Genomic DNA, 25,921 nt, shown 5'->3' with positions numbered 1-25,921 from the left:
AGGCCAAACCGCTCACGCGACTCGTAAATCGGCGCCGAGCTAAAGTGATTTCTGAAGTTGCGGGCCGGAGGGGGTCGGATCCACCGCGGCCGACCCGCGCTGGTCGACCAGGTAGTCCGTCGCCACGGCGCCGATCCACATGCAGGTGAGCGCCAGCCATGCCGTCAGGGCAAAGGTCGAGCCGCCGGTGACGCCGGCGCCGATGGCGCAGCCGCCTGCCAGCATGGCGCCGAAGCCCATCATCGCCGCGCCCGAGAGGTAGCGCCGCATGGACTTCGCCCCCTCGAAGCCCTCCAGCTTCCATTCGCGCGCCGCCAGCGCCGCCAGGGCGGCGCCGATGAAGACACCGGGGATCAGGCCGATGTCGAAGTCGACAGCATCCTCAGCGGTCATAAAATACATGAGGGTATCGGCGGAGGGACCTGAAAACGTGAGACTTTCGATCTGAACGGGATCGAAGGCCTGGGCCGCGACCAGGGCCGTCAGCAGCCAGCCCGCGCCCACCGCGAAGCCGACGCCCGAGCCGAACACCAGCACCGGCCAGCCTATGCCGGCGCGCCGCGAGACGACCAGGGCGACGGCGGCCAGCACCGCGCCGACGGCGACCCCGGCATAGGGTCCGAGGCCGAAGAAGCTCGTCAGCTCGATGTTGGCGGCCCCGGTGGTCCAGAGGCCCGCCAGGCTGTTGCGCAGCGGCGCCAGCACGCCGTGCAGCGACATCTGGGCGGTGACGGCGAAGACCAGGCCGGAGAGCAGCGCGCGCAGGTTGCCCGAGGCCGCCAGCACCAAGAGGCGCCCGGAGCATCCCCGCGTCAGCACCATGCCGGCACCGAACAGCAGCCCGCCGATGACGGCGCCGGAGATCGAGCCCGGCGAGGCCAGCCAGCGCGCCTGCTCCAGCGGCACCAGGTCGGCCAGCGTGAAGGCCTGGGTCCAGAACACCGCGGTGGAGAAGCACAGCAGCCAGACCGACATGCGGTCGCCGAGCCGGCCGCGGGCGAACTCGACGGTCGCCGCGCGCAGGCAGAAGCGGCTGCGCTGCGAGGACACGCCGAAGATGACGCCGACGGCAATGCCGATGAGCGCCGCCGCGCCGGTATCGCCGGTGATTTCGAGAATGCCGCTGATGTCCATGCCGCCCGATCCAGGCCCGATCAAAGGAGGTCCCTATTTCCCATTTTTTTAGCGGGAATAGGTGAAGGGCTCCTTGATTCAGATCACCCGGGAAAAGGCGTCCGTACCCCTAAGGCTCAGGGCGCCGGCGGAACGACGTCCTTGGAGGACCCGCTGCTGTTGTCATCGGGGCCGTCATCGTCATCATCGCCGCCGAGATCGAGGTCATCCTCGGCCTCCGCCTTGGCACGCTTCTTCTCGACCATGCGCGCCATGAGGATGGAGATCTCGTAGAGGATGATGATCGGCACCGCCAGGCTGAGCTGGCTCAAGGGGTCCGGCGGCGTGAAGATCGCCGCCACGATGAAGACGCCGACGATGGCGTACTTGCGCTTGGCCGCCATGCCCTGGGAGGTCGTCAGGCCGACGCGCGCCAGGAGTGTCATGACCACCGGCAGCTGGAAGCAGAGTCCGAAGGCGAAGATCAGCTGCATGAGCAGCGAGAGATACTCGTTGACCTTCGGCTCCAGCTGGATCGGCAGGCTCGTCTCGGTCGCCGGCACCTCGAAGCCGATGAAGAAGGTCGCCGCCATCGGGAAGATGAGGTAGTAGACCAGCGCGCCGCCCAGGAAGAACAGGAAGGGCGTCGCGGCCAGGAAAGGCGCCAGCGCCGACTTCTCGTGCTTGTAGAGGCCCGGCGCGACGAACAGCCAGAACTGCACCAGGAAGATCGGAAAGCAGATGAAGGCGGCCGCGAAGAAGGCGACTTTCACATAGGTGAAGAACACCTCGGTCAGCGCGGTGAAGATCAGGCGGCGCTGGTGCTCGGCGATGCCGTGTTCCAGCATGACGTCGGCCAGCGGCTGCGCCAGGTACTGGAAGATCGGCTGGGCGAAATAAAAGCAGATCAGGAACGTGACCAGCAGCGCCACCACCGAATAGAGCAGCCGCTGGCGCAGCTCGATCAGGTGATCGAGCAGCGGCATCTTCTTGTCTTCGGGAGCGTCGGTCGTGGTGGTCATCTGAGGGTCATGCGGACTGCTTGGAACCCTGGCTGGCCGGGCCGGCGGGCTCCGGCTCCGCCTTGCCGCCGGCGGCCGGCGCTTCGGCCGGCGGCGTCAACGAGTGCGGCGGCGCGGGGCTGGCCGGCTGGCTGATCATCTTGGCCGCCGCCTTATCCGCGTTGCTGCCGGCGTTGCTCCCGGCCGGCTTGGCGCTGTCGTCGCGGCGGGACGCCTCGTGCTCCACCGAGCGTACCTCCTTGCCGACCTCGTCGTCCGGGTCGATAGCGTTGGAGAGGGTGCGCTTCAGGTTGCCGCCGCGCGTCGCGTCCAGCGCCTTGCGGGCGTCTTCCAGTTCCGCCTCGCGCACCATGTCGTCGATGCCGGACTGGAATTCGCGCGTGAGGGAGCGCGCCTTGCGCATCCACTGCGCGACGGTCTTCATGGTCTTGGGAAGGTCCTTGGGTCCGATCACAATCAGCGCAACGAATGCGATGATCGCCATCTCGGACCACCCGATATCAAACATGACCGCCCATCATCGGCAGGGGGTGGCGGGGAAGCGCAAGACGCCCGGCGTCAGCCGTTCGCCGCCTTGTCCTTTTCCCCGGAGGACGACATCGCGGCGGAGTCCTGGTCGATCACCTTGGGACTGTCGCCCGCCGTTTCTTCTTCCTTCTTCTTACCGTCTTCCTTCAGGCCCTTCTTGAAGGCATTGATGCCCTGTCCCATGTCGCGCATCAGCTTCGGAATCTTGCCGCCGCCGCCGAACAGAACGAGCACCACGGCCAGAACGATGAGCCAGTGCCAGATACTGAAACTTCCCATTCCGGGATCTCCCTCAAACTTTGATCGTAACCGCCTCTTGGGGCGGACTATCGCAAAAAGGCCCCGCCGCCGCAACGCTCCAGCGCAATAGGGTTAACCGTCACGTCCGCCACCGTTTCCAGGAAAAACAAAGGCTTGCGAACGGTCGAGCGCCACCGCCAGGCATTGTTTTTCCGGCGGCAGGAAACGGCCGGGCACCCTGGCATGAAAGTGGGGTGCGGTGTCGGGTAATTCCAGGCTGCGCAGGTGGACGAGGCTGGTGCGACCCATCAGGCGCGAGGCCATCACCGTCACGCTGTGCGGCGGCACCGCACAGCCGTCTTCGACCGGCGTCAGGTGCAGCGCCTCCGGGCGGATCAGCACCTGCACCGCGCTGCCCTCCGGCTGTCCGCCGGCCGCCACCGCGCCGAAGGGCGTGGCCACCTCTCCCGCCTTAACAACGCCTTCCATGTAATTGATATCGCCGAAAAAAGAGGCGACGAAGGCATCCACCGGCTCATAGTAGAGATTGGCCGGCGTGCCCAGCTGCACGATGCGTCCGGCGCGCATCAGGGCGATGCGGTCGGCCATGAACATGGCCTCTTCCGGATCGTGGGTCACCATCAGCGTGGTGGTGCCGCTCCGCTTCAGCACGTGCAGGGTGTCGTCGCGCACCTGCTGGCGCAGGCGGGCGTCGAGGTTGGAGAAGGGCTCGTCCAGCAGCATCACCCGCGGCCGGGGCGCCAGCGCGCGGGCCAGGGCGACGCGCTGCTGCTGGCCGCCCGAGAGCATGTGGGGATAGACCCCGGCGGAGGCGCTCATGCCGACCAGGTCCAGCGCCGCGCTCACCCGCTGGCGCCGCTCGGCGGCCGGCAGGCGGCGCAGGCCGAAGGCGACGTTGTCGGCGATGGTCAGGTGGGGAAACAGCGCGTAGTCCTGAAACACCAGCCCGACCGATCGGTCCTCGGGCGGCCGCTCGCGGTCCGCGCCGGCGACCACTTCGCCCTCGATCAGCACGCGGCCCTGCTGCAGGTGCTCCAGCCCGGCGGCGACCCTCAGCGCCGTGGTTTTGCCGCAGCCCGACGGCCCCAGCAGGCACACCACTTCGCCGCGTTCGAGCGTCAGGTTGAGGTCGTCGACCGCCAAAAGGTCGGCGAAGGCATGGCTGACATGCTCCAGGGAAAGCGCGGACATGGATTCAGGCCATCTGCTGCTCAGGAAGCCGGCGGCGCACCCGCCGGCTCAGCCGGCACTCCGCTGGCGGCGCTGCGCGAAATCGTCATCGTCGCCCCCCTCTTCCGCGTCGCCCCCAGCTTCCGCATCGGCGTCGTCGTCGTCGTCCGCGTCGTCATAGTCCGCGTCTTCCACGTCCGCCGCCTCGGCCTCCGCGTCATCGTCGGCATGCGCTTCGAGGCCGTCCTCGTCTTCCGCTTCGTCCGCGTCCTCCGGGTCGCCATCCTCGACGTCGCTGGACTCGTCGTCGGCGGACTCGTCGTCGGCGGTTTCCTCGTCATCCGACGCCTCGGCGGCTTCCGCGCGCGCCGCGAGGTCGACTTCCTGAGGCAGCAGGTTCTCGCCGAAGGTCTCTTCCAGCAGCTCGCGCTCGCTGGCCTCGGTCATCTCGCCGTCGTCCTCGTCGTCCTCGTCCACGACTTCCGGCGAGATCTCGCCGGCAGCCGGCAGCAGGCCGCGGTCGCCGAGCGCGGTGATCGCCGGGCGGGCGTCGAGCAGGCCGGCGGCCTTCAGCTCCTCCACACCCGGCAGGGCATCGAGGCCTTCCAGGCCGAAATGGTCGAGGAAACTCTCCGAGGTGCCCCAGGTCACCGGGCGGCCCGGCGTCTTGCGGCGCCCCTTGGGACGGATCCAGCCGATCTCCAGCAGCGCGTCCAGGGTGCCCTTGGAGAGCGCGACGCCGCGAATCTCCTCGATCTCGGCGCGGGTGACCGGCTGGTGATAGGCGATGACCGCCAGGGTCTCCAGGGCGACGCGCGACAGCTTGCGCACCACCTTGTTCTCCAGCTCCATGCGCGGAGCGAGGTCCGGCGCGGTGCGGAAAGCCCAGCGCCCGCCGCGCTTCACCAGGTTCACGCCGCGGTTGGCATAGAGCTGCTCCAGGTCGTTCAGCAGCGCGGTGACGTTGGTCTCATCGGGCAGGAAGCGAGCGAGCTGGGCCGGCGCCAGCGGCTCGGCGGAGGCGAACAGCAGGGCCTCGACGAGGCGCAGGTTGTCGAAGTCGGTCGCCTCCTCGTCGTCGCCGCCGGCCGCCGCCTCGGCATCTTCATCCTCGGCTTCGTCGTCGTCGGCCTCTTCGTCGTCAGCATCGCCGTCTTCGAAGTCAGCCTCCTCGCCGTCGTCGGCCGCCGCTTCATCGGCATCCGCTTCATCGGCTTGGGCGGCGAGATCATCCTCGACGTCGTAATCCTCCTCGCCGGCCTCGTCGCCGTCTCGATCGGCATCCGAGCCGGCAGCGTCCATCTCGGCCGCTTCGAACTCGGCCATTTCGGTCTCGGGCACGTCGCTCTCGACCATGTCCACTTCGGGCAGTTCCGCTTCCGGTGTCTCGGCGGTCATACTTGCTCCTGTTGATCCTCGGCGGCGCTGCGCAGGTAGATGGCCCCGAAGGTCCCCTCCTGGCGGATCTGCAGCTTGCCTGCCTTGCACATTTCAAGGGTGGCGACGAAGGTCGAGGCCAACGCCGAGCGGCGCAGCAGCGGATCCTGCTGCAGGTCCTGCGGCAGGAAGGCCGCCAGCGAGCGCCAGCCGGGCATGCGGCCCAGCATGGCCGAGAGCCGCGTCACAGCCTGATCCACCGAGTAGAGCTCCGTGGCATGGATCTGCAGGTTCTTGGGGCCCTGCTTGGCGCGCTGGCGGCCATAGGCCTTCAAGAGGTCGTACAGCGTGGCGTCGTAGGTGGTTGTGGTGCGCGTGCGCGGGCGCTCAGGCGTGCCGCGGCCGAAGATGTCGTTGCCCAGCTGCGGCAGGAGAATCAGCTTCTCGCCGGCGTCGCGCATGGCCTGCAGGCGCTGCATCTGGAACTTCAGCGCGGCGGCCATCTCGGCGCCGCTCGGCTCCTCCTCGGTGCCGGTCTCCGGCAGCAGCAGGCGCGACTTCAGATAGGCCAGCCATGCGGCCATCACCAGGTAGTCGGCGGCCAGCTCCAGGCGCAGGGTGCGGGCCTCGCGCACAAACTCCAGGTACTGCTCGGCGAGGTCGAGGATGCGGATGTGCTTGAGGTCGACCTTCTGCTCGCGCGCCAGCTCCAGCAGCACGTCGATCGGCCCGGCATAGCCGTCCAGTTCAAGCAGCAGGCGGTCGCGCACCGCACTGCGCGCGCCCTCGATGCCCTCCTCGAAGGGGACCACATCACTCACGCCGGATCCCTCACGCTCGGGGGTCTCTCAAACGGTGGTTGCAAATCTCAGGCTCCTCACGCCATCGGCCTTACGACAGTCCCGCCAGCCAGGTGAAATACGGCATCAGCCAATTCACCGGGGTGCGAATCACCAGGTCGAAGAAGGAAAGGTTAGCACCAATGAAGCGGCCTGCGTAGGGCAGCACGAAGAAGGCCGCAATGAGGATCAGCAGGCCGTAGCGCTCCATCCGGGCCAGCGGCGCGGCCAGGCCGATGGGCAGCAGGCCGACGGCGATGCGCCCGCCGTCCAGCGGCGGCAGCGGCAGCAGGTTCAGCACCGCCAGCACCAGGTTCAGAAAGATCGAGTTCAGCAGGGTGAGCTGCACCCATTCCGCCGCCGCATCGGGCAGCAGCGCGGCCGGGTGGAACAGCAGCGCGGAGATCACCGCCAGCAGGAAATTGGACATCGGCCCGGCGGCCGCCACGTAGATCATGTCGCGGCGGGGCTTGCGCAGGCGGTGGAAGGCGACCGGCACCGGCTTGGCGTAGCCGAACACGAAGGGCAGCGGCGAGAGATAGAGCAGGAAGGGCAGCACGATGGTACCGAAGGGATCGACGTGCTTCAGCGGGTTCAGCGTCACCCGGCCCAGCTTGTAGGCGGTATCGTCGCCATAGGACCAGGCGATGATGCCGTGCGCCGCCTCATGCAGGGTGATCGCCAGCAGGATCGGCAGGATCCAGGTGGAGATCGTATAGGCCTGGGCGGTGAACTCGATATCGAGGTCCGGCATCATGCGATATTCATGAGGCCGTCAAGGCGGCGCTGCAAGGCCGCCTGATCGACCGCCTCGGGCCGGCCGAGACGCGCCCGGCCGGCGGCAATGCGCCGCTGGGCCTCGGCCGTCAGGGGCCCGACCGCCGCGGCCACCTGCTCCATCTCCTCCGGCTTGCCGTTGCAGTGCAGGGCGACGTCGCAGCCGGCGCCCAGCGAGGCCTGGGCCCGCTCACCCAGGCTCCCCCGCAGCGCCTCCATCGAGAGGTCGTCGGACAGCAGCAGGCCGTCGAAACCGATCTGGCCGCGAATCACGCCGGAGATCACGCCCTGCGAGGTGGTCGCCGGGCGATCGGCGTCGAGCGCCGTGTAGACCACGTGGGCGGTCATCGCCCAGGGCGCGTCGGCCAGAGCCTGGAAGGGCTTGAAATCCGTCGCCGCCAGTTCCGCCGCGCCGGTGTCGACCACCGGCAGTTCCTTGTGGCTGTCGACACGGGCGCGGCCGTGGCCGGGGATGTGCTTGACGATCGGCATGACGCCGCACTCCAGCATGGTCTCGCAGACCACGCGGCCGAGGTCGGCGACCAGTTCCGGATCGCCGCCGAAGGAGCGGTCGCCGATCACGTCGTGCGCCCAGAGGAACTGCAGGTCCAGCAACGGCACGCAGTCGACGTCGATGCCGAGGTCGGTCAGCTCGGCGGCGATCATCGTCGTGTTGATCCGCAGCGCCTCGTGGGCGCGCGCCCGGTCATGGCTCGCCATGCGCCCGAAGTAGCTGGCCGGCGGTGCCGCGCGCCAGTGCGGCGGCTTCAGGCGCGCCACCCGGCCGCCTTCCTGGTCGATCAGCACCGGCGCGTCGTCGCGCCCGACGCTGGCGCGCAGGGCCGCCACCAGGTCGCGCAGCTGGCCGGGGTTCTCGCAGTTGCGGGCGAAGAGGATGAAGCCGAAGGGGTTCGCGGCGCGGAAGAAAGCTTCTTCCTCGGCACCGAGGGAGAGCCCCGCGCAGCCATAGATCGCCGCGGAGGGCGTCTTCGGATCGGTCATGTCTGACATCAGCGTTGCTTGACGAGGCAGTCCTGGTTGCGGGCCTTCAGCTTGGCACAGATATCGGCGGCCGCCGCGCGGCTGGGGAACGGGCCGGTCTGCACACGGAAGTATGTCGTGCCCTGGATGTCGGCCTGCTCCAGCGCCAGCGGTCGGTCGCCCAGCAGCCCCGGATGGGCGGCGGTCAGGCGCTTCCACTCCGTGGCGGCGGCGGCCTGCGACTTCACCGAGGAAAGCTGCAGCACCACGTCGCCGGCGGTCAGTGCCGCAACCTGGTTGCCGGCCGGGTCCGCCGCCGGCGCTGCGGCCGGGGCTTGGTTCTCACCGTTGGCGGTTTCCATCGGCTGCTGCTCCAGCAGCTTGGCGATCACGTCGCCGCCGCCGGCGGCGCCATCCGCCGGCTTGGGGATCGGCTTGGCGATGCCGCCCTCCGCCAGTTCAGACTCGGCCTCCGCCGGTTCGCCCGTCTCGCCCTCGCCCAACTCGCCCTCGAGCGCCTCTTCGGCCAGGTCCGGGCTCTCGGTCGTGTCCGCGGTGCTCTCTTCCACGATCTGCGGGACCGCGGGAATGCTGTCGGGCTGCAGGCCTTGCGGCTCCGCCTGTGCCGTCTGCGGGGCCTCCGGCAGCGGTTCCGGCGGCGCCGGAATTTCCGGGCGCGGCAGCAGGCGTTCGACGCGCTGCGTGCCCGCGCCGGCCTCGCCGGGATTCAGCACCTCGATACCCTGGTGCTCGACCACCATGCCGCCGGGCTGCTCGGGCTTCACCTTCTCCGGCATCGGCTCGGCGCGCACCACCGGCAGCTCGTCGCTGGTCATCTTGCCGGTGCCCCAGGTGTAGGCGTACCAGACGATGGCGCCGAAGCAGAAAACGGCGGCGAGGGCGGTGACGATAGGCACCAGGTTGCGTCGGCTGCGCAGATCGGCCTCCAGTTCGGCGGTGTCGTCGGCGAAGGCTTCGCTACGCCCGTCGCGCGCACGGCCCTCGCCCCTGTCTTGTCCATAGATGATCCGGCGCATGCCCTCGTCGCTGAAAGGACGGTCGCTGTGCGGCGGCGGACCGGCGGTCAGATCGTCATCTGACCCTCTGCCGCGCCCCTGATCGCTCGCCATCTAGCGCAACTCCTCAACCGGCGTAACGCCGAAGATCTCCAGGCCCGAGGCGACCACGAAGGCGACCGCCTGCACCAGCGCCAGGCGCGCCGCCGTCAGCACCGGGTCGTCCGGCAGCAGGAAGCGCAGTTCGGCATGGTCCTTGCCCTTGTTCCACTGGCCGTGAAAGGCCCCGGCCAGGTCGTAGAGGTAGAAGGCCACACGGTGGGGTTCGTGCGCTTCCGCCGCGCTTTCCAGCAGGCGGGGCCATTCCGCCAGGAGCTTGATCAGATCAAGCTCCCCCGAGTCGGTCAAGCGCTCCAGGTCGGCCCCCGCCAGGGCCTGGGGATCCAGGGAAACCGCCGGCATTTCCGCCTCGGCATGACGCAGGATGGAGCGGCAGCGGGCGTGGCAGTACTGCACGTAGAAGACCGGGTTGTCGCGCGACTGCTCGGTCACCTCGACGAGGTCGAAATCCAGCGTCGCGTCGTTCTTGCGCGTCAGCATGATGAATCGCACGACGTCCTTGCCGACCTCCTCGATAACCTCGCGCAGGGTGACGAAACTGCCCGAGCGCTTGGACATCTTCACCAGCTCGCCGCCGCGCTTCAGGTTCACCAGCTGGCAGACCTTCACGTCCAGGTCGCCCTTGCCGTCGGTCAGCGCCTTGACGCCGGAGGTCATGCGCTTGATGTAGCCGCCGTGGTCGGCGCCCCAGACGTTGATCATCAGCGCGAAGCCGCGGCGGAACTTGTCCAGGTGGTAGGCCATGTCGCCGGCGAAGTAGGTCCACGAGCCGTCGGACTTCTTCAGCGCGCGGTCGATATCGTCGCCGAACTGGGTCGCCTTGAACAGCAGCTGCGGGCGCGGCTCCCAGTCCTCGGGCGTCTTGCCCTTGGGCGGCTCCAGCACGCCGGTGTAGACGAGGCCGCGCTCTTCCAGGAACTTCAGCACCTCCTCCACGCCGCCGGCCTCGACCAGCTTGCGCTCGGAGGAGAAGACGTCCTGATGCACACCGAGGTAATCCAGGTCATCGCGGATCAGGTCCATCATGGAATCGATGGCGAACTGGCGCACGGCCGGCAGCCAAGCGGCCTCGTCCTTGCCGAGCCACTTGTCTCCGTCGCGCCTGGCCAGCGCGGCGCCGGCGTCCTTCAGGTAGTCGCCGGGATAGAGCCCCGCGGGGATCTCGCCGATCTCCTCGCCCAGCGCCTCGCGGTAGCGCAGGTAGGCCGAGCGCGCGAGCGTGTCGACCTGACCGCCGGCGTCGTTGATGTAGTACTCCTTGGTGACCGCGAAGCCGACCTTGGCCAAGAGGCCGGCCAGGGCGTCGCCGACCACGGCGCCGCGGGCATGGCCGACGGTCAGCGGCCCGGTCGGGTTAGCCGAGACGTACTCCACGTTCACCGCCTGGCCCGCGCCCATGTCGCTGGCGCCGTAGGCGGTGCCTTCGCTGAGGATATCGCCGAGACGCGCGTACCATACGGCCGGCGCCAGGCGCAGATTGATGAAGCCCGGGCCGGCCACCGCAACCTCGGTCACGTCGGGGTGGCGGCGCAGCCGCTCGACCAGTCCCTCGGCGAGCTCGCGCGGCTTCATGCCCGCCGGCTTGGCCAGCACCATGGCGGCGTTGGTCGAGAGGTCGCCATGGGAGCGGTCGCGCGGCGGCTCGACGGCGACACGCGAAACATCGAGGCCGGAGGGCAGCGCACCGGCGGCCGCCATTTCCTCCAGCTCGCCGACAACAACGTCCTTGAAGTACTTGAAAAGGTTCATGCGTTCCTGACTCGGATATCGAAATTCTTGGCGTGCTCGTCCAGCGCGTAGCGGTCGGTCATGCCGGCGATGTAGTCCGCCACCAGGCGGGCCCGTCCCGCCTCCGGCAGGTCCCGCGCCTGCACCTGCCACTCGTCCGGCAGACAGTCGGGGCGCGCCAGGTAATGCTCGAAGAGTTCGTGCACCACCCGCCGGGCCTTGGTGGTCATGCGGTTGACCTTGTAGTGCCGGTACATGCGGGCGAAGAGGAAGGATCTGAGGGCGCGGTCGTTCTGGCGCATCCCGTCGGAAAAGGCAACCAGCGGCGCCGCCAGGTGGCGCACCGCCGCGGCGCTGTCCGGTCGCTGCGCCTCGACGCGCCGGCGGGTCTCGGCCAGCAGGTCGGTGACCATGTGGTCGATGAGGCGGCGGATGGTCTCGTGGATCAGGCGCCCCTCCTCCAGCCCGGGATAGCGCGCCGCCACCTCGGCCAGCACCGGGCCGACCAGCGGCAGGTCGCGCAGGTCGTCCAGCGAGAACAGCCCGGCCCTGAGGCCGTCGTCGATATCGTGGTTGTTGTAGGCGATGTCATCGGACAGCGCCGCCACCTGGGCCTCGGCGGAGGCGAAGGTGGCGAGTTCCAGATCGCGCTTGTCGCGGCAGTAGGCGGCGACGGTCGCCGGCACCGGCTCGTTCTTCTGCGCCGCCGGCCCGGTCAGGGGGCCGTTGTGCTTCACGATGCCCTCCAGCGTCTCCCAGGTCAGGTTGAGGCCGTCGAACTCGGCGTAGCGTCGCTCCAGCAGGGTCAGCACGCGGAAGGTCTGCTCGTTGTGGTCGAAGCCGCCGTAAGGTTTCATCGCCGCCTTCAGGGCGTCCTCGCCGGCGTGGCCGAAGCAGGTGTGGCCCAGGTCGTGGGCCAGCGCCATGGCCTCCGCCAGGTCCTCGTTGAGGCCCAGCGACCGGCTGATCGAGCGGGCGATCTGCGCCACCTCGATGGAGTGGGTCAGCCGCGTGCGGTAGTAGTCGCCCTCGTGGTAGACGAAGACCTGGGTCTTGTACTTCAGGCGCCGGAAGGCCCCGGCATGGACGATGCGGTCGCGGTCGCGCTGAAAGCAGGAGCGCGTCGGGCTCTCCGGCTCGGCGAAATCGCGCCCGCGGCTTTCCTCGGGCCGGCAGGCGAAGGCGGCCGGCGGACTCGGCAGAGGCGTTTGTTGGTGCAACATGGCCGCGACCCTACGGCCTTGCGGACCTTCGCGCAACGGCGGTTTTCCGCGCCATTCGGCGGGTTTTCGGGGGTTTCGGCACCCCCCGCCGCAGGCCTCTCCGGGGACCGATTTGACAAGCCCGCCGGACTCCCTACATCTTGGGTGTCTCCCCGGCCTTTCGGGCCGGCGGAACGTGGTTAAGGAAAAGCGATGACGACAGCGGCGGATACCCTGGAATTCTCCCTCTCGGCGCGGGCGGCCAAGCGGATCGCCTACCTCATCCAGCAGGAGGGGCAGGCGGACTTGATGCTGCGCGTCTCCGTCTCCGGCGGCGGCTGCTCGGGCTTCCAGTACGGCTTTTCCTTCGACGACACGGTGAACCCGGACGACCGCACCTTCCAGCGCGAGGGCGTCACCGCCGTGGTCGATGAGACCTCGCTGGAACTGCTGGCCGGCGCCCAGGTCGACTTCGTCGAGGATCTCGGCGGCGCCGCCTTCAAGATCACCAACCCCAACGCGACCTCTTCCTGCGGCTGCGGCTCGTCGTTTGCGATTTGATCGCCTGCGCGATCTGGCCTAAAGAACTGGGCCATGACCGCTACCACCACCACGATTGCGACCTGGAACGTCAACTCCATCAAGGCGCGCCTGCCCAACGTCCTGGCGTGGCTGAAATCGGCCGCGCCGGACATCGCGCTGCTGCAGGAGCTGAAGTGCATCGACGACAACTTCCCGCGCCTGGAGATCGAGGATCTCGGCTACAACGTCGTCACCCACGGCCAGAAGACCTATAACGGCGTCGCCATCCTCGCCAAGTCGCCCATCGAGGACGTCATGACCGGCCTGCCCGGCAACGACGGCGACGATCACGCGCGCTATCTGGAAGCGACGATCGGGGGCCTGCGCGTCGCCTCGATCTATCTGCCCAACGGCAACCCCATCAAGACCGAGAAATTCCCCTACAAGCTGGCCTGGATGGACCGCCTCATCGCCCATGCCCAGGAACTGCTGGCCAGCGAGGAGCCGGTGGTGCTGGGCGGCGACTACAACGTCATCCCACAGGACGAGGACGTCTACGACCCGCGCGCCTTCGCCGGCGATGCCCTGGCCCAGCCGGAAAGCCGCCAGCGCTTCCGCACCCTGTTGAACCTCGGCTACACCGACGCCTTGAGGGCGCTGCACGCCGAGCCGCACCTCTACACCTTCTGGGACTACCAGGGCGGCGGCTGGCAGAACGACCACGGCCTCAGGATCGACCACTTCCTGCTGTCGCCCCAGGCCGCCGACCGGCTGGAGGCCTGCGACGTCGACCGCGGCCCCCGCGGCGAGCCCAAGGCCTCCGACCACACCCCCGTGGTCTGCCGCCTGCGCGACGGGGCCTAGCCGTGCCGATCAACCTCGTGCTTCGAGACGCTCGCTCCCGCTCGCTCCTCAGCATGAGGTCGATTGAGTGTGAGTCTTGCCTCATCCTGAGGAGGGCCGGCAGGCCCGTCTCGAAGGACGAGGCAAGACGCCGCCGCGCAACTCTCGCGACCGGCTAGGGCACATGCCCTTCATCCCGCTGCACGACACCACGCCGCGCACGCTGCTGGCGCGGCCGTGGACGACCTACGGACTGCTAATCGTCAGCATCCTCGCCTATCTGGGCCAGATGGCCGGCGGCCAGGAAGGCTTCGTGCGGCTGGTCTACGGGCTCGGCGTCATTCCCGCGGTGCTGACCGGCAGCGCCGGGCTGTCGCCCGAGTTGGTGATGGCCGATCCCTTCGTCACGCTCTTGTCATACCAGTTCCTGCACGGCGGCTTCATGCACCTCGCCGGCAACATGCTCTTCCTCTGGGTCTTCGGCGACAACGTCGAGGACGCCATGGGCCATGCCCGCTTCCTGCTGTTCTACCTGGTCTGCGGCGTTGCCGCGGCCCTGGCGCAGGTCGCCTTCAACCCCGCCGAAACGGCGCCGCTGATCGGCGCCAGCGGATCGATCTCCGGCGTGCTCGGCGCCTACCTGATTCTGCATCCAAAGGCGCGGGTGCTGGTGCCGATCGTCTTCATTCCGCTCTACCTGCCGGCCTGGCTGCTGCTGCTCTTCTGGTTCGGCTTCCAGTTCTTCGCCGCCTTCGGCGGCCCGGCCGCGGAGAATGTCGGCTGGTGGGCGCACATCGGCGGCTTCGTCGCCGGCGCCGTGCTCATCTTCGTCTTCCGCTACAAGGCGGTGCCGCTGTTCGGCCTGGGCGATCCGCCGACCGGCGTCGTGCTGCGCGGCGGCACGGTGCAGCGGCACCGCCGACGCCCCGACCATTATCCGGACGAGGCGACCACGACCCGGCGCCGCAACGACCCGCCCGGCGGATCGCAAGGGCGGCGCAAGGGGCCCTGGGGCTGAGGCTCTAGAGTGATTTCGGCAGGTAGCGCGCGTACCAGGCGCTGACCAGCAGCACCACGCCCAGCACCACGAAGACCGACGAGAGCGGCGCCACCGTCAGCACCGCCGCGTAGGCGGCGGCGGGGAGCAGCTGCGAGGCTTCGATGTAGGTGCGGAACACCGAGGTCATCTCCGAACGCTCGTAGTGGTGCACCGCGCGCAGGAAGGGAATGTTGCCGAGCGCGTCGAGCGCTGCCGCGCCGATGGCGGCGAAGACGAAGAGCGCGGCGGTGACCAGCGGACTCGGCTGCAGCAGGCCGGCGACGATCGAGGTCACGCCGCTCAGCACCGCGGCGCCGATGATGATGCGGCGGATGCCGTGGCGCCGCCCGATGCGCCCGACCAGCGGCGCGAAGAACAGCAGCCCCTGCCCGGCCGAGAGCATCACCGCGATGATCGCCTCGTCGCCGCCCTGCTGCACGATGTAGAGCGCCGGGTAGACGAAGAAGGTGGTCCAGAAGGTGCTGCGCCCGAAGGGAATGATCCAGGCAAGACGCAGGCGCGGCTGGCTGAGGTAGCGGCGGATGTTGTTCCACGGCATCGGCGCGCGCCGCGTCGCCGGCGCCACGGTCGGGCTCTCGACGATGCGCAGATACCAGAAGTAGGCGAGCGCGGCGAGCGCGAAGCCGGCACTCACCAGGCAGACCGGCAGCAGGCCGACCTCGCTGTAGAGGAAGATGCCGAAGGCCGGGCCGATGAACCAGGAGATGCCGAGAAAGGCGAGCCGCAGCGGCTCGCTGGCGACGAAGTCCTTCCGCCGGATGTAGTCCAGGATATAGAGATTGAGAGCGATGTTCACGCTGACCACCGCGAGACTGCGTATCTGCAGCGCGGTGACGAAGGGCACCACCTCGGACAGCAGCATCAAGAGCGGCGCGGCCACCATGCAGAGGGTGCCGAAGGAGAAGATCCACTTGCGCCGCACGCCCAGCAGCAGCAGCGGCACCATGAAGCTGGTGGCGAAGGCGACAATGCCGACGCCGGCGTAGACCAGGCTGATGGTCTGCGCCTCGACCAGCAGGGCATGGGCCTCCAGCGGGATGACACCGGCGATGATGGCGCGGGAGAAGGCCTCCACCGCGGAGAGAACGGCAAACTCGCGCGCGCCGGGCCGGTCGACCACGCGCAACCACATCGGAAACCGGATTTCCACGCTGAACGCCTTGCTGAAGAACTTCGACCGCCGCGATGCCCCGCCGAGACCTGCACGGGCGGCGGGCGCGTCACGCCGTCACAACTTGTCTGAAATCACGCCGCTTTGCCAGAGCCAGCGCTGCAATCAGGCCGCGGACCGTGGCTGCGGATAAACGCCTCGTCCCCAAGTTTTGCCTACGCGACGCCGCCGCGGCGTCGCGTAGGCAGGCGAGACGCGGTCCTCGCGGCCCGCTCCTCAGGATGAGGCTTGAGTTTCTCGAGCGAAAACTGGAATCTGCTTCCTCCCTTAACAAGGTCCTCATCCTGAGGAGCCCGCGCAGCGGGCGTCTCGAAGGACGAGGGCCGTGGCGCCATGGAGGGCCTGGCCTGCCCGCCTTCGTTTACATGCTGCGCTGCGCCGACGGCAGTTTCTATGTCGGGTCCACAAGGAAGTCGCTGGAGGAACGGATTGCCGAGCACAATGCGGGCATCCCCCGAAGCTACACCTCCTCTCGGCGACCGGTGACGTTGATGTGGTCCCAGGAGTTTGACAACTTCACCGATGCGATTGCCGTCGAGCGCCAGATCAAAGGTTGGAACAGGGCCAAGAAAGAAGCCCTGATCAAGGGCGACTTCGCCTTAATCCGGCGCCTGGCGTCGCGTAAGTCCGGATAGTCGCCTCTTCCTTCGAGACGCGGTCCTCATGATCCGCTCTTCAGGATGAAGCTTGGATATCGGATTCACACAAGGTCCTCATCCTGAGGAGCCCGCGCAGCGGGCATCTCCAAGGACGGGGACGCAAGCTTACGCAGAGACCCTGATCGCCGGCAGCACGTTGCCCAGCACGCGGGCCACCTCGCCCGGCGCCTGCTTGAACTGCAGGCCGACGACGCGGCCGCGCTGCCACACCACCGTGGCCGGCAGCCCTTCGAAGCGGTCGCCGTACAGGGTGACGCCGCCGCTGCAGGCGCGTTCCTGGCTCAACGCCACCTTGGCGCCGCCCAGCGACATGTTGAGGATGGTGCAGTCCATCTGGCCCTTGCCCCACTTCAGGGTGCCCGGCCACAGCACCGACCGCCGGAGATAGCGCCGCCGCCCCTCCTCGTCGCCGACGTGGGCGAGGATTTCCTGGAACACCGCGTCCTGGGTCTCGGGGTCGCCGAGGAAGCGCAGTTCCGCAGTGTCGCCGTCGCGGCTCATCACGCGGCACGCCAGCTGGCCGAAGCCGCTGATCGACAGGAACAGCTCGCGCGGCTCCGCGGCGAGGGGCTCGCTCAGGCGCACCTGGGCACCGCGCCGCGACAGGGTGACGATCTCGCAGTCGAGAACGCCGTCGGGGCTCTGCAGCTTGCCCGGCTGCTCCACCGCGATCCGCTGTTCGATAATACTTGCTTCCGCCATCGCACCACTGCCCTGCTCGTCCCTCGCAAGGGACCCCCACCTGCCGTCCCGGCGCCGCGCGCAGAGCACGGCCCAGGAAAGCACTCCGCATCGCGAGTATTGCGCCGCTCCGTTAACAAGTGGCGAAGAGCACAAATCGCCGAAAAGGCGAGAAATCCCGCGGAAAGTCCAGGAAACTCAGGGCTTTGGCGCTACTCTGCGGCGACCGGCTGGAACACCGGGCCGCCCGGCATGATGCGCAGGCCGGGGCGCAGGCGGCGGAACGGCAGCTCGCGATTGTCGAGCACCACGGGGCCCGGCGACACCACCACCAGCACCGCCTCGGCGATGGGCTGGAAGTCGGCGCGGAAGTGGACCGAGGATTTCAGCGCCAGGATCTTCTGGGCGCTCGGCTCGACGCCCAGGTGGCGCAGCATCGCCTGGTCGGCCAGCTGCACCTTGGCCGAGGCGACGGCGACCTGCACGCCGTCCTTCTGCAGCAGGGCGGTCTTGCCCAGCTTCATGTGGGCGCCCTTGTAGAACGGTCCGGTGCCGGTGCACTGGCCGTCGCCGAGACGCACCACCGTGAAGGTCGCCTCGTAGGGCGCGTCGCCCGGCACCCGCGAGCGGCCGCCGAGGGCCAGGGTGATCTCCGCCCCTTCGCCCGCCGCATGGGCCGCCTCGGCCGCCGCCGGATCGTAGAGGTTGGCCAGCACGGCGCCCTCGGCGCGCTCGGAGATGAGCGCCCGCAGCAGGCCGGTGGTGTCGGCATTGCCGCCGCCGCCGGGGTTGTCCTGCGCATCGGCCAGCACCACCGGCTTGTCGGCATGGGCCGCGATCCGCATCGCCTCGCGCACCGCCTCGGTCGGCTGCAGCGCCTCCAGCGCGAAGCCCGACTCGCGCTCCAGGGCGGCTTCGAAGAGGTTGTCGGCGGCAGCATCGGCGGCGGCCTGCGAGGTCGCGTAGGCGACCAGCGAGGCGCCGGCGCCGGGGAAGTCGGCCGGGCAGAAGCCGCAGGCGAAGGAGACCCCGGCGACACCCGGCTCCTGCGCCAGCAGCTTCACCTCGCGGTAGACCTCCTTGGCCGGCCCCTCGTAGGTGCAGCCGCTGGTCAGCGGGATCATGAAGGGCATCTGCCGGAACGCCTTGAAGCGGCCGCCCTCGCCCTTCAGCAGCGCGTCCAGCTGCACCGCGACGCGGCGGCCGGTCGCCGCCATGTCGACGTGCGGATAGGTGCGGTAGATGTCGAGATAGTCGGAGAGATCGACCATCCGCTGTGTCACGTTGGCGTGGAGGTCCAGGCTGACGGCGATCGGCAGGTCCGGCCCGACGAGATCGCGCACGCGGGCCAGCAGCTCGCCCTCGCCGTCATCGACGTGCTCGGCGACCATGGCGCCGTGCAGATCGAGATAGAGCGCATCGAGTTCCTTCAGCCTGACCAGCTTGGCGAGATCTTCCAGCAGCATCGCCGCGACGCGCTCGTAGGCGTCCTCGGTCACCTGGGCCGAAGGCGTCGCGTTGGTCCACACCAGCGGCAGCAGCTCATGACCCTGCGCCTTCGCCGCCTCGACGTAGCCGGCGACCGGGATGTTGATGCCGGCGATGGCATCGAACAGCGCCGCGCCGCGCGTGAGGCCCGGCCAGGCCCCCGGCTTCAGGAAGTCGTCGTAGGTCGCCTTCGACGGCGCGAAGGTGTTGGTCTCGTGCTGGAAGCCGCCGAAGGCGATGCGGGCCATGTCTGCCGGTCCCTCGCTTCTAGATATCCGCGTAGACGCTAAATGTCGGCGTAAACATGGGTCTCGGCCGCGGCGCCGGGATGGGTCACGGCACCCTTGTAGGCCGGGCCGACGGTGGCGGCATAGCGCCAGATGGCGCCCGACTGGTAGTCGTGCTTGCGCGGCTGCCACTTGGCCTTGCGCTTGGCGAGTTCGTCGTCGGAGAGCTCGACGTCGATGGTGCCGGCGACGGCGTCGATGACGATGATGTCGCCGTCCTCCAAGAGGCCGATGGGACCGCCAACCGCCGCTTCCGGGCCGACGTGGCCGATGCAGAAACCGCGCGTGGCGCCGGAGAAGCGCCCGTCGGTGATGAGCGCGACCTTGTCGCCCATGCCCTGGCCGTAGATCGCGGAGGTGGTGGAGAGCATTTCGCGCATGCCCGGGCCGCCCTTGGGTCCTTCGTAGCGGATGACGATCACCTCGCCTTCCTTGTAGTCGCGGTTCTCGACCGCCTTGAAGGCGTCCTCCTCGCAGTCGAAGACGCGGGCCGAGCCGCGGAACTTCTGGTTCTTCATGCCGGCCACCTTCACGATGGCGCCTTCGGGAGCCAGGTTGCCTTTCAGGCCGACGACGCCGCCGGTCGGCGTGATCGGGTCGGCGCAGGAGCGCACGACGTCCTGGTCCTTCGGCAGCGTGACGCCTTCCAGCTGCTCCGCGATGGTCTTGCCGGTCACGGTGATGCAGTCGCCGTGCAGGTAGCCGCCGTCCAGCAGCGCCCGCATGATGACCTGCACGCCGCCGATCTCGAAGAGATCCTTGGCGACGTAGCGGCCGCCCGGCTTCAGGTCGGCGATGTAGGGCGTCGAGCGGAAAATCTCGGTGACCGCGTGGAGGTCGAAGTCGATGCCGCACTCGTGCGCGATGGCCGGCAGGTGCAGGCCGGCGTTGGTCGAGCCGCCCGAGCAGGCGACCACGCGCGCGGCGTTCTCCAGCGCCTTGCGGGTGACGATGTCGCGCGGGCGGATGCCCTGCGCCAGCGCGTGCATGACGGCGTGGCCCGAGGCCTCGGCATAGGCGTCGCGCGATTCATAGGGCGCCGGCGCGCCGGCCGAGCCGGGCAGCGCGAGGCCGATGGCCTCCGACACGCAGGCCATGGTGTTGGCGGTGAACTGGCCGCCGCAGGAGCCGGCGGAGGGACAGGCCGCGCATTCCACCGCGTGCAGTTCCTCGTCGCTGATCTTGCCGGCGGAGTGCGCGCCGACGGCCTCGAAGACGTCCTGCACGGTGATGTCCTTGCCGTGCAGGCGGCCCGGCAGAATGGAGCCGCCGTACATGAAGACCGAGGGGACGTTGAGCCGCACCATGGCCATCATCATGCCGGGCAGCGACTTGTCGCAGCCGGCCAAGCCGACCAGCGCGTCGTAGCAGTGGCCGCGCATGGTCAGTTCGACGGAATCGGCGATGAGATCGCGGCTGACCAGCGAGGACTTCATGCCCTGGTGGCCCATGGCGATGCCGTCGGTCACCGTGATCGTGCAGAACTCGCGCGGGGTGCCGGCGGCGGCTTTGACGCCGCGCTTCACAGACTGGGCCTGGCGCGACAGCGAGATGTTGCAGGGCGCCGCCTCGTTCCAGCAGGTCGCCACGCCGACGAAGGGCTGGGCGATCTCCTCCTCCGTCATGCCCATCGCGTAATAATAGGAGCGATGCGGCGCGCTCTCCGGGCCGACCGAGACGTAGCGGCTCGGCAGCTTGGACTTGTCGAAGGTGGGGTTGGGCTTGGAATCGAGCGGCATGGTCGGACGGTCTCCCTCTCTTGATCCCTCAAGGATTTTCGTGATTTAGCGCGGAGAATAGCGGGCCGGACCGGGCCCCACCACCGCGAAATGCGAATGCCGCTATGCGCTGTCCGGGACGCGGGAGCGCGAGATGCACGCTTACCCTAGTCGCCTCCCAACGCGTCATCCCGGCCAAGCGCGCTTGCGAGCGCGAGCCGGGATCCACCGGACGACCAGGCGTCCGGCCTCGACTAATCGGTTGCTGACAGCCGCAACTCTAGCAACGCTGGGAGCCCGCGCCTTCGGTAGACCCCGGATCGCGCTCGCTGACGCTCACTTGTCCGGGGTGACAAATGGGGCGGGCGGCAGCGATCACCCGCGCTTGGAAACCGCCTTCCAGGCCAGCGGCAGCACCGCGGCGGCGAGGCCGATCTTGAAGACCGCCCCCGGCAGGAAGGGATAGAGGCCGAAGTCGAGCACCGGCTTGTCCCAGCCGATCAGGGCGCCGAGGTAGAGCACGCCCAGGGCGAAGATGATCGCCGTGCCCAGCACCATGGCCGCGAGGGTCTTCAGGACGCTGCGGTCCCAGCCGCGCTCGGCCAGCCAGCCGACGGCGATGGCGGCCAGCAGGAAGCCCAGCAGGTAGCCGCCGGTCGGCCCGGCCATGTAGGCGAGGCCCAGGCCCTTTTCCGGCGTGCCGGCGAAAACCGGCAGGCCGACGGCGCCCTGGGCCAGGTAGAAGGCCACGGTGGCGCCGCCCAGGCGCCAGCCGTAGGCCATGCCGATGACCAGCACGGCGAAGGTCTGCATGGTGATCGGCACCGGGTAGAAGGGCACCTGGACCTTGGCCGAGGCGTAGAGCAGCAGCGAGCCGACCAGCGCCAGCAGGCTCGCCCGCGCGAGGCCGTTCATCTCCGCCAGCTTCCCGTGGCTGGGCCACAGGGCCGCCGCCAGGGTGTCGTGCCGTACTGCAGTATCCGTCATTGCCATGTCGTGCCGTTCCCTTCCGTGCCGAGTGTCGGATTCTCGCGAAGTTTGTAGCCCATCTTACAGCGCCCGGCGATAGCTGCTGTCAAGTATCAGGTCCTTGCGCGGCCCGGTGACGCGCCACACAACGCGCCAAGTATCCGCATCCAGCACCGTGAACGCGCCCTCGTAGCGGTCGGGACCGCAGAGATGCACGCAGCCCCAGGCGCCGCCCGTCAGGTCGAGATCGTGGAAGAAGCGGCCGTCGCGGAAGTGGACCGCGGCGCGCGCCGACGCGGGAAAGGCGTAGCGGTAGGACTGCAGCGCGGGTCCCTCGTAGACCGGATGGGCATGACCGCCGATGCTGAGGTGGCCCGCTTCCCGGTACAGCAGGTCGCCGCCCTGTTCCGTGAAGACCGCCTCCCCGTTCAGACTGCCGCGCTGGCCGGCGCGGCGATCGTCGAGCGATCGCTCCAGCCGCCATATTCCATGAAGAAACATCTTCAAATCATTGATCTGAAGATGTTTTACTTCGTTCTCCACGACGACTATCCACCGCCTTATGCGGAAGCGAGCCGGTCCAATGCACTCTGCAGCTTCGACAGGGTCTGGCGGCTGTCGGCGAGCCGCTCGCGCTGCTCGGCGACCACATCGTCCGGCGCCTTGGCGAGGAACTGCTCATTGGAGAGCTTCTTGTCGAGCTTCACGATCTCGCCGTTCAGCTTGTCCATCTCCTTCTGCAGGCGCTGGCGCTCCTGCGCGAGGTCGATGACCTCGGCCAGCGGCAGCACCAGGGCGCACTCGTCCAGCACGTCCTGCACCGAGCCCTTGGGCACCGGCTGGTCGAAGACGAGGGTCTCGACGCGCGCCAGCGTCCGGATGAGCGCCTCGTGATCGGCGAAACGCGCCTTCGATGCGGCGGAGGCGTCGTTCACGATGAGGGCGATCTTGGCGCCCGGCGGCACGTTCATCTCCGAGCGCACGGCGCGGATCTGGCTGATCAGGCGCACCACCCAGCCGAGGCTGGCATCGGCCTCGGCGTCGATCAGGCCCGCATCGAAGGCGGGCCAGTCGGAGAGCGTCATCAGGTTCTCGCCGACCCCCCCTTCACCTGGGCCGCTCTGCTGCCAGAGCTCCTCGGTGAGGAACGGCATGATCGGGTGCAGCAGGAAGAGCGCCTTGTGCAGCACCCAGAGCGCGGTGGCGCGGGTCTCCGCCTTGGCCGCCGCGTCGTCGCCCTGGAACAGCGGCTTGGCGAATTCCAGGTACCAGTCGCAGTAGGTGTTCCAGATGAACTGGTAGAGCGCCTGGGCCGCCTCGTTGAAGCGGTAGTCCTCGATAGCCTTGCGCACCTTGGGCTCGGTCTGGGCCAGCTGGCTGACGATCCAGCGGTTCACCCGCTGTTGATTGGCGGCGGGATCGTAGCCGGGCTCGTAGCGGCACTCGTTCATCTCGCAGAAGCGCGCCGCGTTCCAGATCTTGGTGCAGAAGTTGCGGTAGCCCTCGATGCGGCTCTCCGACAGCTTGATGTCGCGGCCCTGGGCGGCCAGCGCGGTCAAGGTGAAGCGCACGGCGTCGGCGCCGAACTTATCGATGAGGTCCAGGGGATCCAAAACGTTGCCCTTGGACTTCGACATCTTCTGGCCCTTCTCGTCGCGCACCAGGGCGTGGATGTAGACGGTGTGGAAGGGCACCTCGCCGTCCATGAAGTGCAGGCCGTCCATCATCATGCGGGCGACCCAGAAGAAGATGATGTCAAAGCCGGTGACCAGCACGTCGCCGGGGTAATAGCGCTTCAGCGCCGGCGTCTCCTCCGGCCAGCCCAGCGTCGAGAAGGGCCACAGCGCCGAGGAGAACCAGGTGTCCAGCACGTCGGGATCGCGGGTGAGCTCCACCGCCTTGCCGTAGTGCGTCTTCGCCTGCTCTGCCGCCTCGCTCTCGTCGTGGGCGACGAAGACCGCGCCGTCCGGCCCGTACCACGCCGGCACCTGATGGCCCCACCACAGCTGGCGCGAGATGCACCAGGGCTGGATGTTGCGCATCCACTCGTAATAGGTCTTCTCCCACTGCTTGGGCACGAAGACGGTCTTGCCGCTTTCCACCGCGGCGATGGCGGGCCTGGCGAGGGTTGCCGCGTCGACGTACCACTGGTCGGTCAGATAGGGCTCGATCGGCACGCCGGAGCGGTCGCCGTGCGGCACCGTGTGCCTGTGCGGGTCGATCTTCTCCAAGAGGCCCAGCGCCTCGATATCCGCGACCACCTGCTTGCGCGCCGCGAAGCGGTCGAGGCCGCGATAGTCTTGCGGCACCGCGTCGTTCATGTGGGCGTCGCGGTCGAAGACGTTGATCATCTCCAGGCCGTGGCGCTTGCCGACCTCGAAGTCGTTGAAGTCGTGCGCCGGGGTGATCTTCACCGCGCCGGAGCCCTGCTCGGGATCGGCGTAGTCGTCGGCGACGATGGGGATGCGCCGGCCGACCAGCGGCAGCACCGCGAACTTGCCGACCAGGTCCTTGTAGCGTTCGTCGTCCGGATGCACCGCCACGGCGGTGTCGCCCAGCATGGTCTCCGGGCGGGTCGTCGCCACGGTGATGAAGCGGCCCTCTTCCCCTTCGATGGGATACTTGAAGTGCCAGAGGTGGCCGTCCGTCTCCTTCTGCTCGACCTCCAGGTCGGAGATCGCGGTGTGGAAGCGCGGGTCCCAGTTCACCAGCCGCTTGTCGCGATAGATCAGCTTCTCGCGGTAGAGCTGGACGAAGACCTTCAGCACCGCCTGCGATAGGCCCTCGTCCATGGTGAAGCGCTCGCGCTGCCAGTCGCAGGAGGCGCCCAGGCGGCGCAGCTGCTTCAGGATCGTGCCGCCGGACTGCGCGCGCCACTTCCAGACGCGCTCGATGAATTCCTCGCGGCCGATCTGGCGGGTGTTGCCCGGCGCCAGCGGCATGCCGCGGTCCAGCTCGATGCCCTCCGCGGCCAGCTGGCGCTCGACCACCATCTGCGTCGCGATGCCGGCATGGTCGGTGCCCGGCTGCCACAGCACGTCGCGGCCCTGCATGCGCTGGTAGCGGCACAGGATGTCCTGGATCGTGTTGTTCAGCGCATGACCCATGTGCAGGCTGCCCGTGACGTTGGGCGGCGGGATCATGATGGTGAAGGGTTCTTTGCTCTCGTCGAATTTGGCCGAGAAGGCATCGGCGGCCTCCCAGCGGGAATACTGCCGAGCCTCGACCTCGTCGGGCGAATAGGTCTTCTCCAGCATTGCTGGCCGTCCTCTTGCACTGTCACCGTGATGGGGCGCGCGAGCGCGCGTCAGCGCAGGGGTCTAGCAGATGGGGCTGGCTTGCGCCATAGGGCGGGGCGGCGGGCGTCCCACTCAGGCTGTCATCCCGGCCAAGCGAGCGCTAAGCGAGCGCGAGCCGGGAACCACCGACGGACCGGGCTCCGACCTCACCATAGGCTGGTCGGGGCATTCCGCCATTTTACGCGGCAATACGGGAGCTTGGCGTTGCCGTAGTCCCCGGATCGCGTTCGCTGGCGCTCACTTGTCCGGGGTGACAAGTGAGAATACGGTTGAACAACAGGAAATATCTTATTGAGAAACCTACTGATCCTCGGCGCGACGCACCATCTTGCGGATCTCCTCGCGGACGATGCGCTCGACCAGGTCGGGAAGGTTCTCGTCCAGCCAGCCCTTCAGCTCGGGGGCCAGGGACTCGCGCACCAGCTCCTCCAGGGTCCGTCCGCCGCCGATGGCGACAGCGCCGCCCTGGCGGTTGGCCATGGCGGCCTTGGTGACCGCCGCGAGGGAAGCCGTGGCCAGCGCGGAGGTATCGGCCGAGACGTACTCGTTGCCGTCGTCCTCGCCGGCCGGCGCCAATGTCTGGCCCGTGGCGGCCTCGCCGGCGTCCAGGTCCTCTGCGCCGAGGTCTTCTGCGCCGAGGTCTTCTGCCCCGGAATCCTCGGCCGCCGCCATCTCGGCGGCTGCCTCTTCGGCGACGACGTCATCCGCCGCGTCGGCGGACTCTTCAGCGGGTTCTTCCGCTGCTTCTGCTTCCGGCTCGGGCTCTGATTCCGGCTCGACCTCTACGGCCGCCTCTTCCGCGGCCGCCTCCGGCACTTCCTCCGGGGTCTCCTCGGCCGCTTCGGCGGCGTCGCCGGCGGCTTCCGCCGCCTCGTCGCTTGCCGCCTCGGAGCCTGCGTCCCCGGGGGCTTCCTCGGCGGTTTCCGGCTGGGCCTCAAGGTCGACGATGCTGCCGTCCTCGGCGACCATCTTGGTCAGTTCCAGGATGTTGTCGGCGCCCCGGCCGCCGGCGGCCGCTTCGGCGGCTGGCGGCGGTGCGGCTTCAGGCGCAGGCGCAGGCGCAGGCGCGGCGGCCGCGGGCTTTGGCGCA

The 25,921-nt window shown here is 68.5% G+C and carries 24 protein-coding genes; 4 read left to right on the top strand and 20 right to left on the bottom strand.

Annotated features, from left to right (window positions below):
* Positions 1 to 39: 39 nt before the first annotated feature.
* The 12 genes from WDC82_RS18515 to WDC82_RS18460 all read right to left on the bottom strand — a co-directional run bounded on the left by WDC82_RS18515 (position 40) and on the right by WDC82_RS18460 (position 12,155).
* A complete protein-coding gene (locus tag WDC82_RS18515) occupies positions 40 to 1,134 on the bottom strand; it encodes a YeeE/YedE family protein (RefSeq protein ID WP_340118870.1) in 1,095 nt (364 codons plus the stop codon).
* Positions 1,135 to 1,250: 116 nt separating this feature from the next.
* Positions 1,251 to 2,135 (bottom strand): twin-arginine translocase subunit TatC, encoded by an 885-nt coding sequence (gene tatC / locus WDC82_RS18510; protein WP_340118869.1) that lies wholly within the window; start codon positions 2,133 to 2,135, stop codon positions 1,251 to 1,253.
* A 7-nt stretch (positions 2,136 to 2,142) separates the two neighbouring features.
* Positions 2,143 to 2,643, bottom strand: coding sequence for a Sec-independent protein translocase protein TatB (tatB, locus tag WDC82_RS18505; protein ID WP_340118868.1), 501 nt, complete (start codon positions 2,641 to 2,643; stop codon positions 2,143 to 2,145).
* 50 nt (positions 2,644 to 2,693) lie between these two features.
* Positions 2,694 to 2,942 (bottom strand): twin-arginine translocase TatA/TatE family subunit, encoded by a 249-nt coding sequence (locus WDC82_RS18500; RefSeq protein WP_340118867.1) that lies wholly within the window; start codon positions 2,940 to 2,942, stop codon positions 2,694 to 2,696.
* A 93-nt stretch (positions 2,943 to 3,035) separates the two neighbouring features.
* The gene (locus WDC82_RS18495) at positions 3,036 to 4,115 is read right to left on the bottom strand and encodes an ABC transporter ATP-binding protein (RefSeq protein ID WP_340118865.1); all 1,080 of its coding nucleotides are present in this window, start codon (positions 4,113 to 4,115) and stop codon (positions 3,036 to 3,038) included.
* Between the two features lie 48 nt (positions 4,116 to 4,163).
* Entirely contained in the window at positions 4,164 to 5,492 is a 1,329-nt protein-coding gene (gene scpB, locus WDC82_RS25230) for an SMC-Scp complex subunit ScpB (protein WP_370661565.1), read from the bottom strand.
* Positions 5,489 to 6,292, bottom strand: coding sequence for a ScpA family protein (locus tag WDC82_RS18485; RefSeq protein ID WP_340118864.1), 804 nt, complete (start codon positions 6,290 to 6,292; stop codon positions 5,489 to 5,491). Before WDC82_RS18485 ends, scpB begins: the two co-directional genes overlap by 4 nt.
* A 70-nt stretch (positions 6,293 to 6,362) precedes the next feature.
* Positions 6,363 to 7,064, bottom strand: coding sequence for a site-2 protease family protein (locus WDC82_RS18480; protein WP_340118863.1), 702 nt, complete (start codon positions 7,062 to 7,064; stop codon positions 6,363 to 6,365).
* Complete coding sequence (nagZ, locus tag WDC82_RS18475) at positions 7,064 to 8,098, bottom strand: beta-N-acetylhexosaminidase (protein ID WP_340118862.1); 1,035 nt, start codon at positions 8,096 to 8,098, stop codon at positions 7,064 to 7,066. The genes WDC82_RS18480 and nagZ overlap by 1 nt, the downstream gene beginning before the upstream one ends.
* Positions 8,098 to 9,198, bottom strand: a complete 1,101-nt coding sequence (locus WDC82_RS18470) for an SPOR domain-containing protein (protein ID WP_340118861.1) — start codon at positions 9,196 to 9,198, stop codon at positions 8,098 to 8,100. The genes nagZ and WDC82_RS18470 overlap by 1 nt, the downstream gene beginning before the upstream one ends.
* Positions 9,199 to 10,953 (bottom strand): arginine--tRNA ligase, encoded by a 1,755-nt coding sequence (gene argS, locus WDC82_RS18465; protein ID WP_340118860.1) that lies wholly within the window; start codon positions 10,951 to 10,953, stop codon positions 9,199 to 9,201.
* Positions 10,950 to 12,155 carry a deoxyguanosinetriphosphate triphosphohydrolase gene (locus WDC82_RS18460; protein ID WP_340118859.1) on the bottom strand — a complete coding sequence of 402 codons (1,206 nt, stop codon included), beginning with the start codon at positions 12,153 to 12,155 and terminating at the stop codon, positions 10,950 to 10,952. Before WDC82_RS18460 ends, argS begins: the two co-directional genes overlap by 4 nt.
* Before the next feature lie 192 nt (positions 12,156 to 12,347).
* On the opposite strand from WDC82_RS18460, the gene erpA reads away from it, so the two are divergent.
* The 3 genes from erpA (at position 12,348) to WDC82_RS18445 (ending at position 14,517) form a co-directional block, all read left to right on the top strand.
* On the top strand, positions 12,348 to 12,695 hold the full coding sequence (gene erpA, locus WDC82_RS18455; RefSeq protein WP_340118858.1) for an iron-sulfur cluster insertion protein ErpA: 348 nt from the start codon (positions 12,348 to 12,350) through the stop codon (positions 12,693 to 12,695).
* A 33-nt stretch (positions 12,696 to 12,728) separates the two neighbouring features.
* The gene (locus WDC82_RS18450) at positions 12,729 to 13,520 is read left to right on the top strand and encodes an exodeoxyribonuclease III (RefSeq protein ID WP_340118857.1); all 792 of its coding nucleotides are present in this window, start codon (positions 12,729 to 12,731) and stop codon (positions 13,518 to 13,520) included.
* Between the two features lie 163 nt (positions 13,521 to 13,683).
* Positions 13,684 to 14,517 (top strand): rhomboid family intramembrane serine protease, encoded by an 834-nt coding sequence (locus WDC82_RS18445; RefSeq protein WP_340118856.1) that lies wholly within the window; start codon positions 13,684 to 13,686, stop codon positions 14,515 to 14,517.
* A gap of 4 nt (positions 14,518 to 14,521) precedes the next feature.
* Here WDC82_RS18445 and WDC82_RS18440 read toward each other — a convergent pair whose 3' ends face one another.
* Positions 14,522 to 15,691 (bottom strand): MFS transporter, encoded by a 1,170-nt coding sequence (locus WDC82_RS18440; protein ID WP_340118855.1) that lies wholly within the window; start codon positions 15,689 to 15,691, stop codon positions 14,522 to 14,524.
* 404 nt (positions 15,692 to 16,095) lie between these two features.
* On the opposite strand from WDC82_RS18440, the gene WDC82_RS18435 reads away from it, so the two are divergent.
* Positions 16,096 to 16,365, top strand: a complete 270-nt coding sequence (locus WDC82_RS18435) for a GIY-YIG nuclease family protein (protein WP_340118854.1) — start codon at positions 16,096 to 16,098, stop codon at positions 16,363 to 16,365.
* Positions 16,366 to 16,494: 129 nt separating this feature from the next.
* On the opposite strand, the gene WDC82_RS18430 is transcribed toward WDC82_RS18435, so the two are convergent.
* From WDC82_RS18430 to WDC82_RS18400, 7 genes are all read right to left on the bottom strand, one after another.
* Positions 16,495 to 17,091, bottom strand: coding sequence for a PilZ domain-containing protein (locus WDC82_RS18430; RefSeq protein ID WP_340118852.1), 597 nt, complete (start codon positions 17,089 to 17,091; stop codon positions 16,495 to 16,497).
* Between the two features lie 191 nt (positions 17,092 to 17,282).
* Positions 17,283 to 18,806: a M81 family metallopeptidase gene (locus WDC82_RS18425; RefSeq protein ID WP_340118851.1), complete on the bottom strand. Its 1,524-nt coding sequence runs from the start codon at positions 18,804 to 18,806 to the stop codon at positions 17,283 to 17,285.
* 38 nt (positions 18,807 to 18,844) lie between these two features.
* Positions 18,845 to 20,584 carry a dihydroxy-acid dehydratase gene (gene ilvD, locus WDC82_RS18420; RefSeq protein WP_340118850.1) on the bottom strand — a complete coding sequence of 580 codons (1,740 nt, stop codon included), beginning with the start codon at positions 20,582 to 20,584 and terminating at the stop codon, positions 18,845 to 18,847.
* Positions 20,585 to 20,938: 354 nt separating this feature from the next.
* Entirely contained in the window at positions 20,939 to 21,550 is a 612-nt protein-coding gene (locus WDC82_RS18415) for a biotin transporter BioY (protein WP_340118849.1), read from the bottom strand.
* 63 nt (positions 21,551 to 21,613) lie between these two features.
* Complete coding sequence (locus WDC82_RS18410; RefSeq protein ID WP_340118848.1) at positions 21,614 to 22,033, bottom strand: DUF6314 family protein; 420 nt, start codon at positions 22,031 to 22,033, stop codon at positions 21,614 to 21,616.
* 59 nt (positions 22,034 to 22,092) lie between these two features.
* The gene (locus WDC82_RS18405; protein ID WP_340118847.1) at positions 22,093 to 24,789 is read right to left on the bottom strand and encodes a valine--tRNA ligase; all 2,697 of its coding nucleotides are present in this window, start codon (positions 24,787 to 24,789) and stop codon (positions 22,093 to 22,095) included.
* Between the two features lie 342 nt (positions 24,790 to 25,131).
* On the bottom strand, positions 25,132 to 25,921 hold a 790-nt coding region (locus WDC82_RS18400; RefSeq protein ID WP_340118845.1), incomplete at its 5' end, for a DUF2497 domain-containing protein.

The organism is Pelagibius sp. 7325 (genome assembly GCF_037652055.1).
GTDB lineage: Bacteria > Pseudomonadota > Alphaproteobacteria > Kiloniellales > Kiloniellaceae > Pelagibius.
This window is presented reverse-complemented; position numbering and strand designations above follow the sequence as displayed.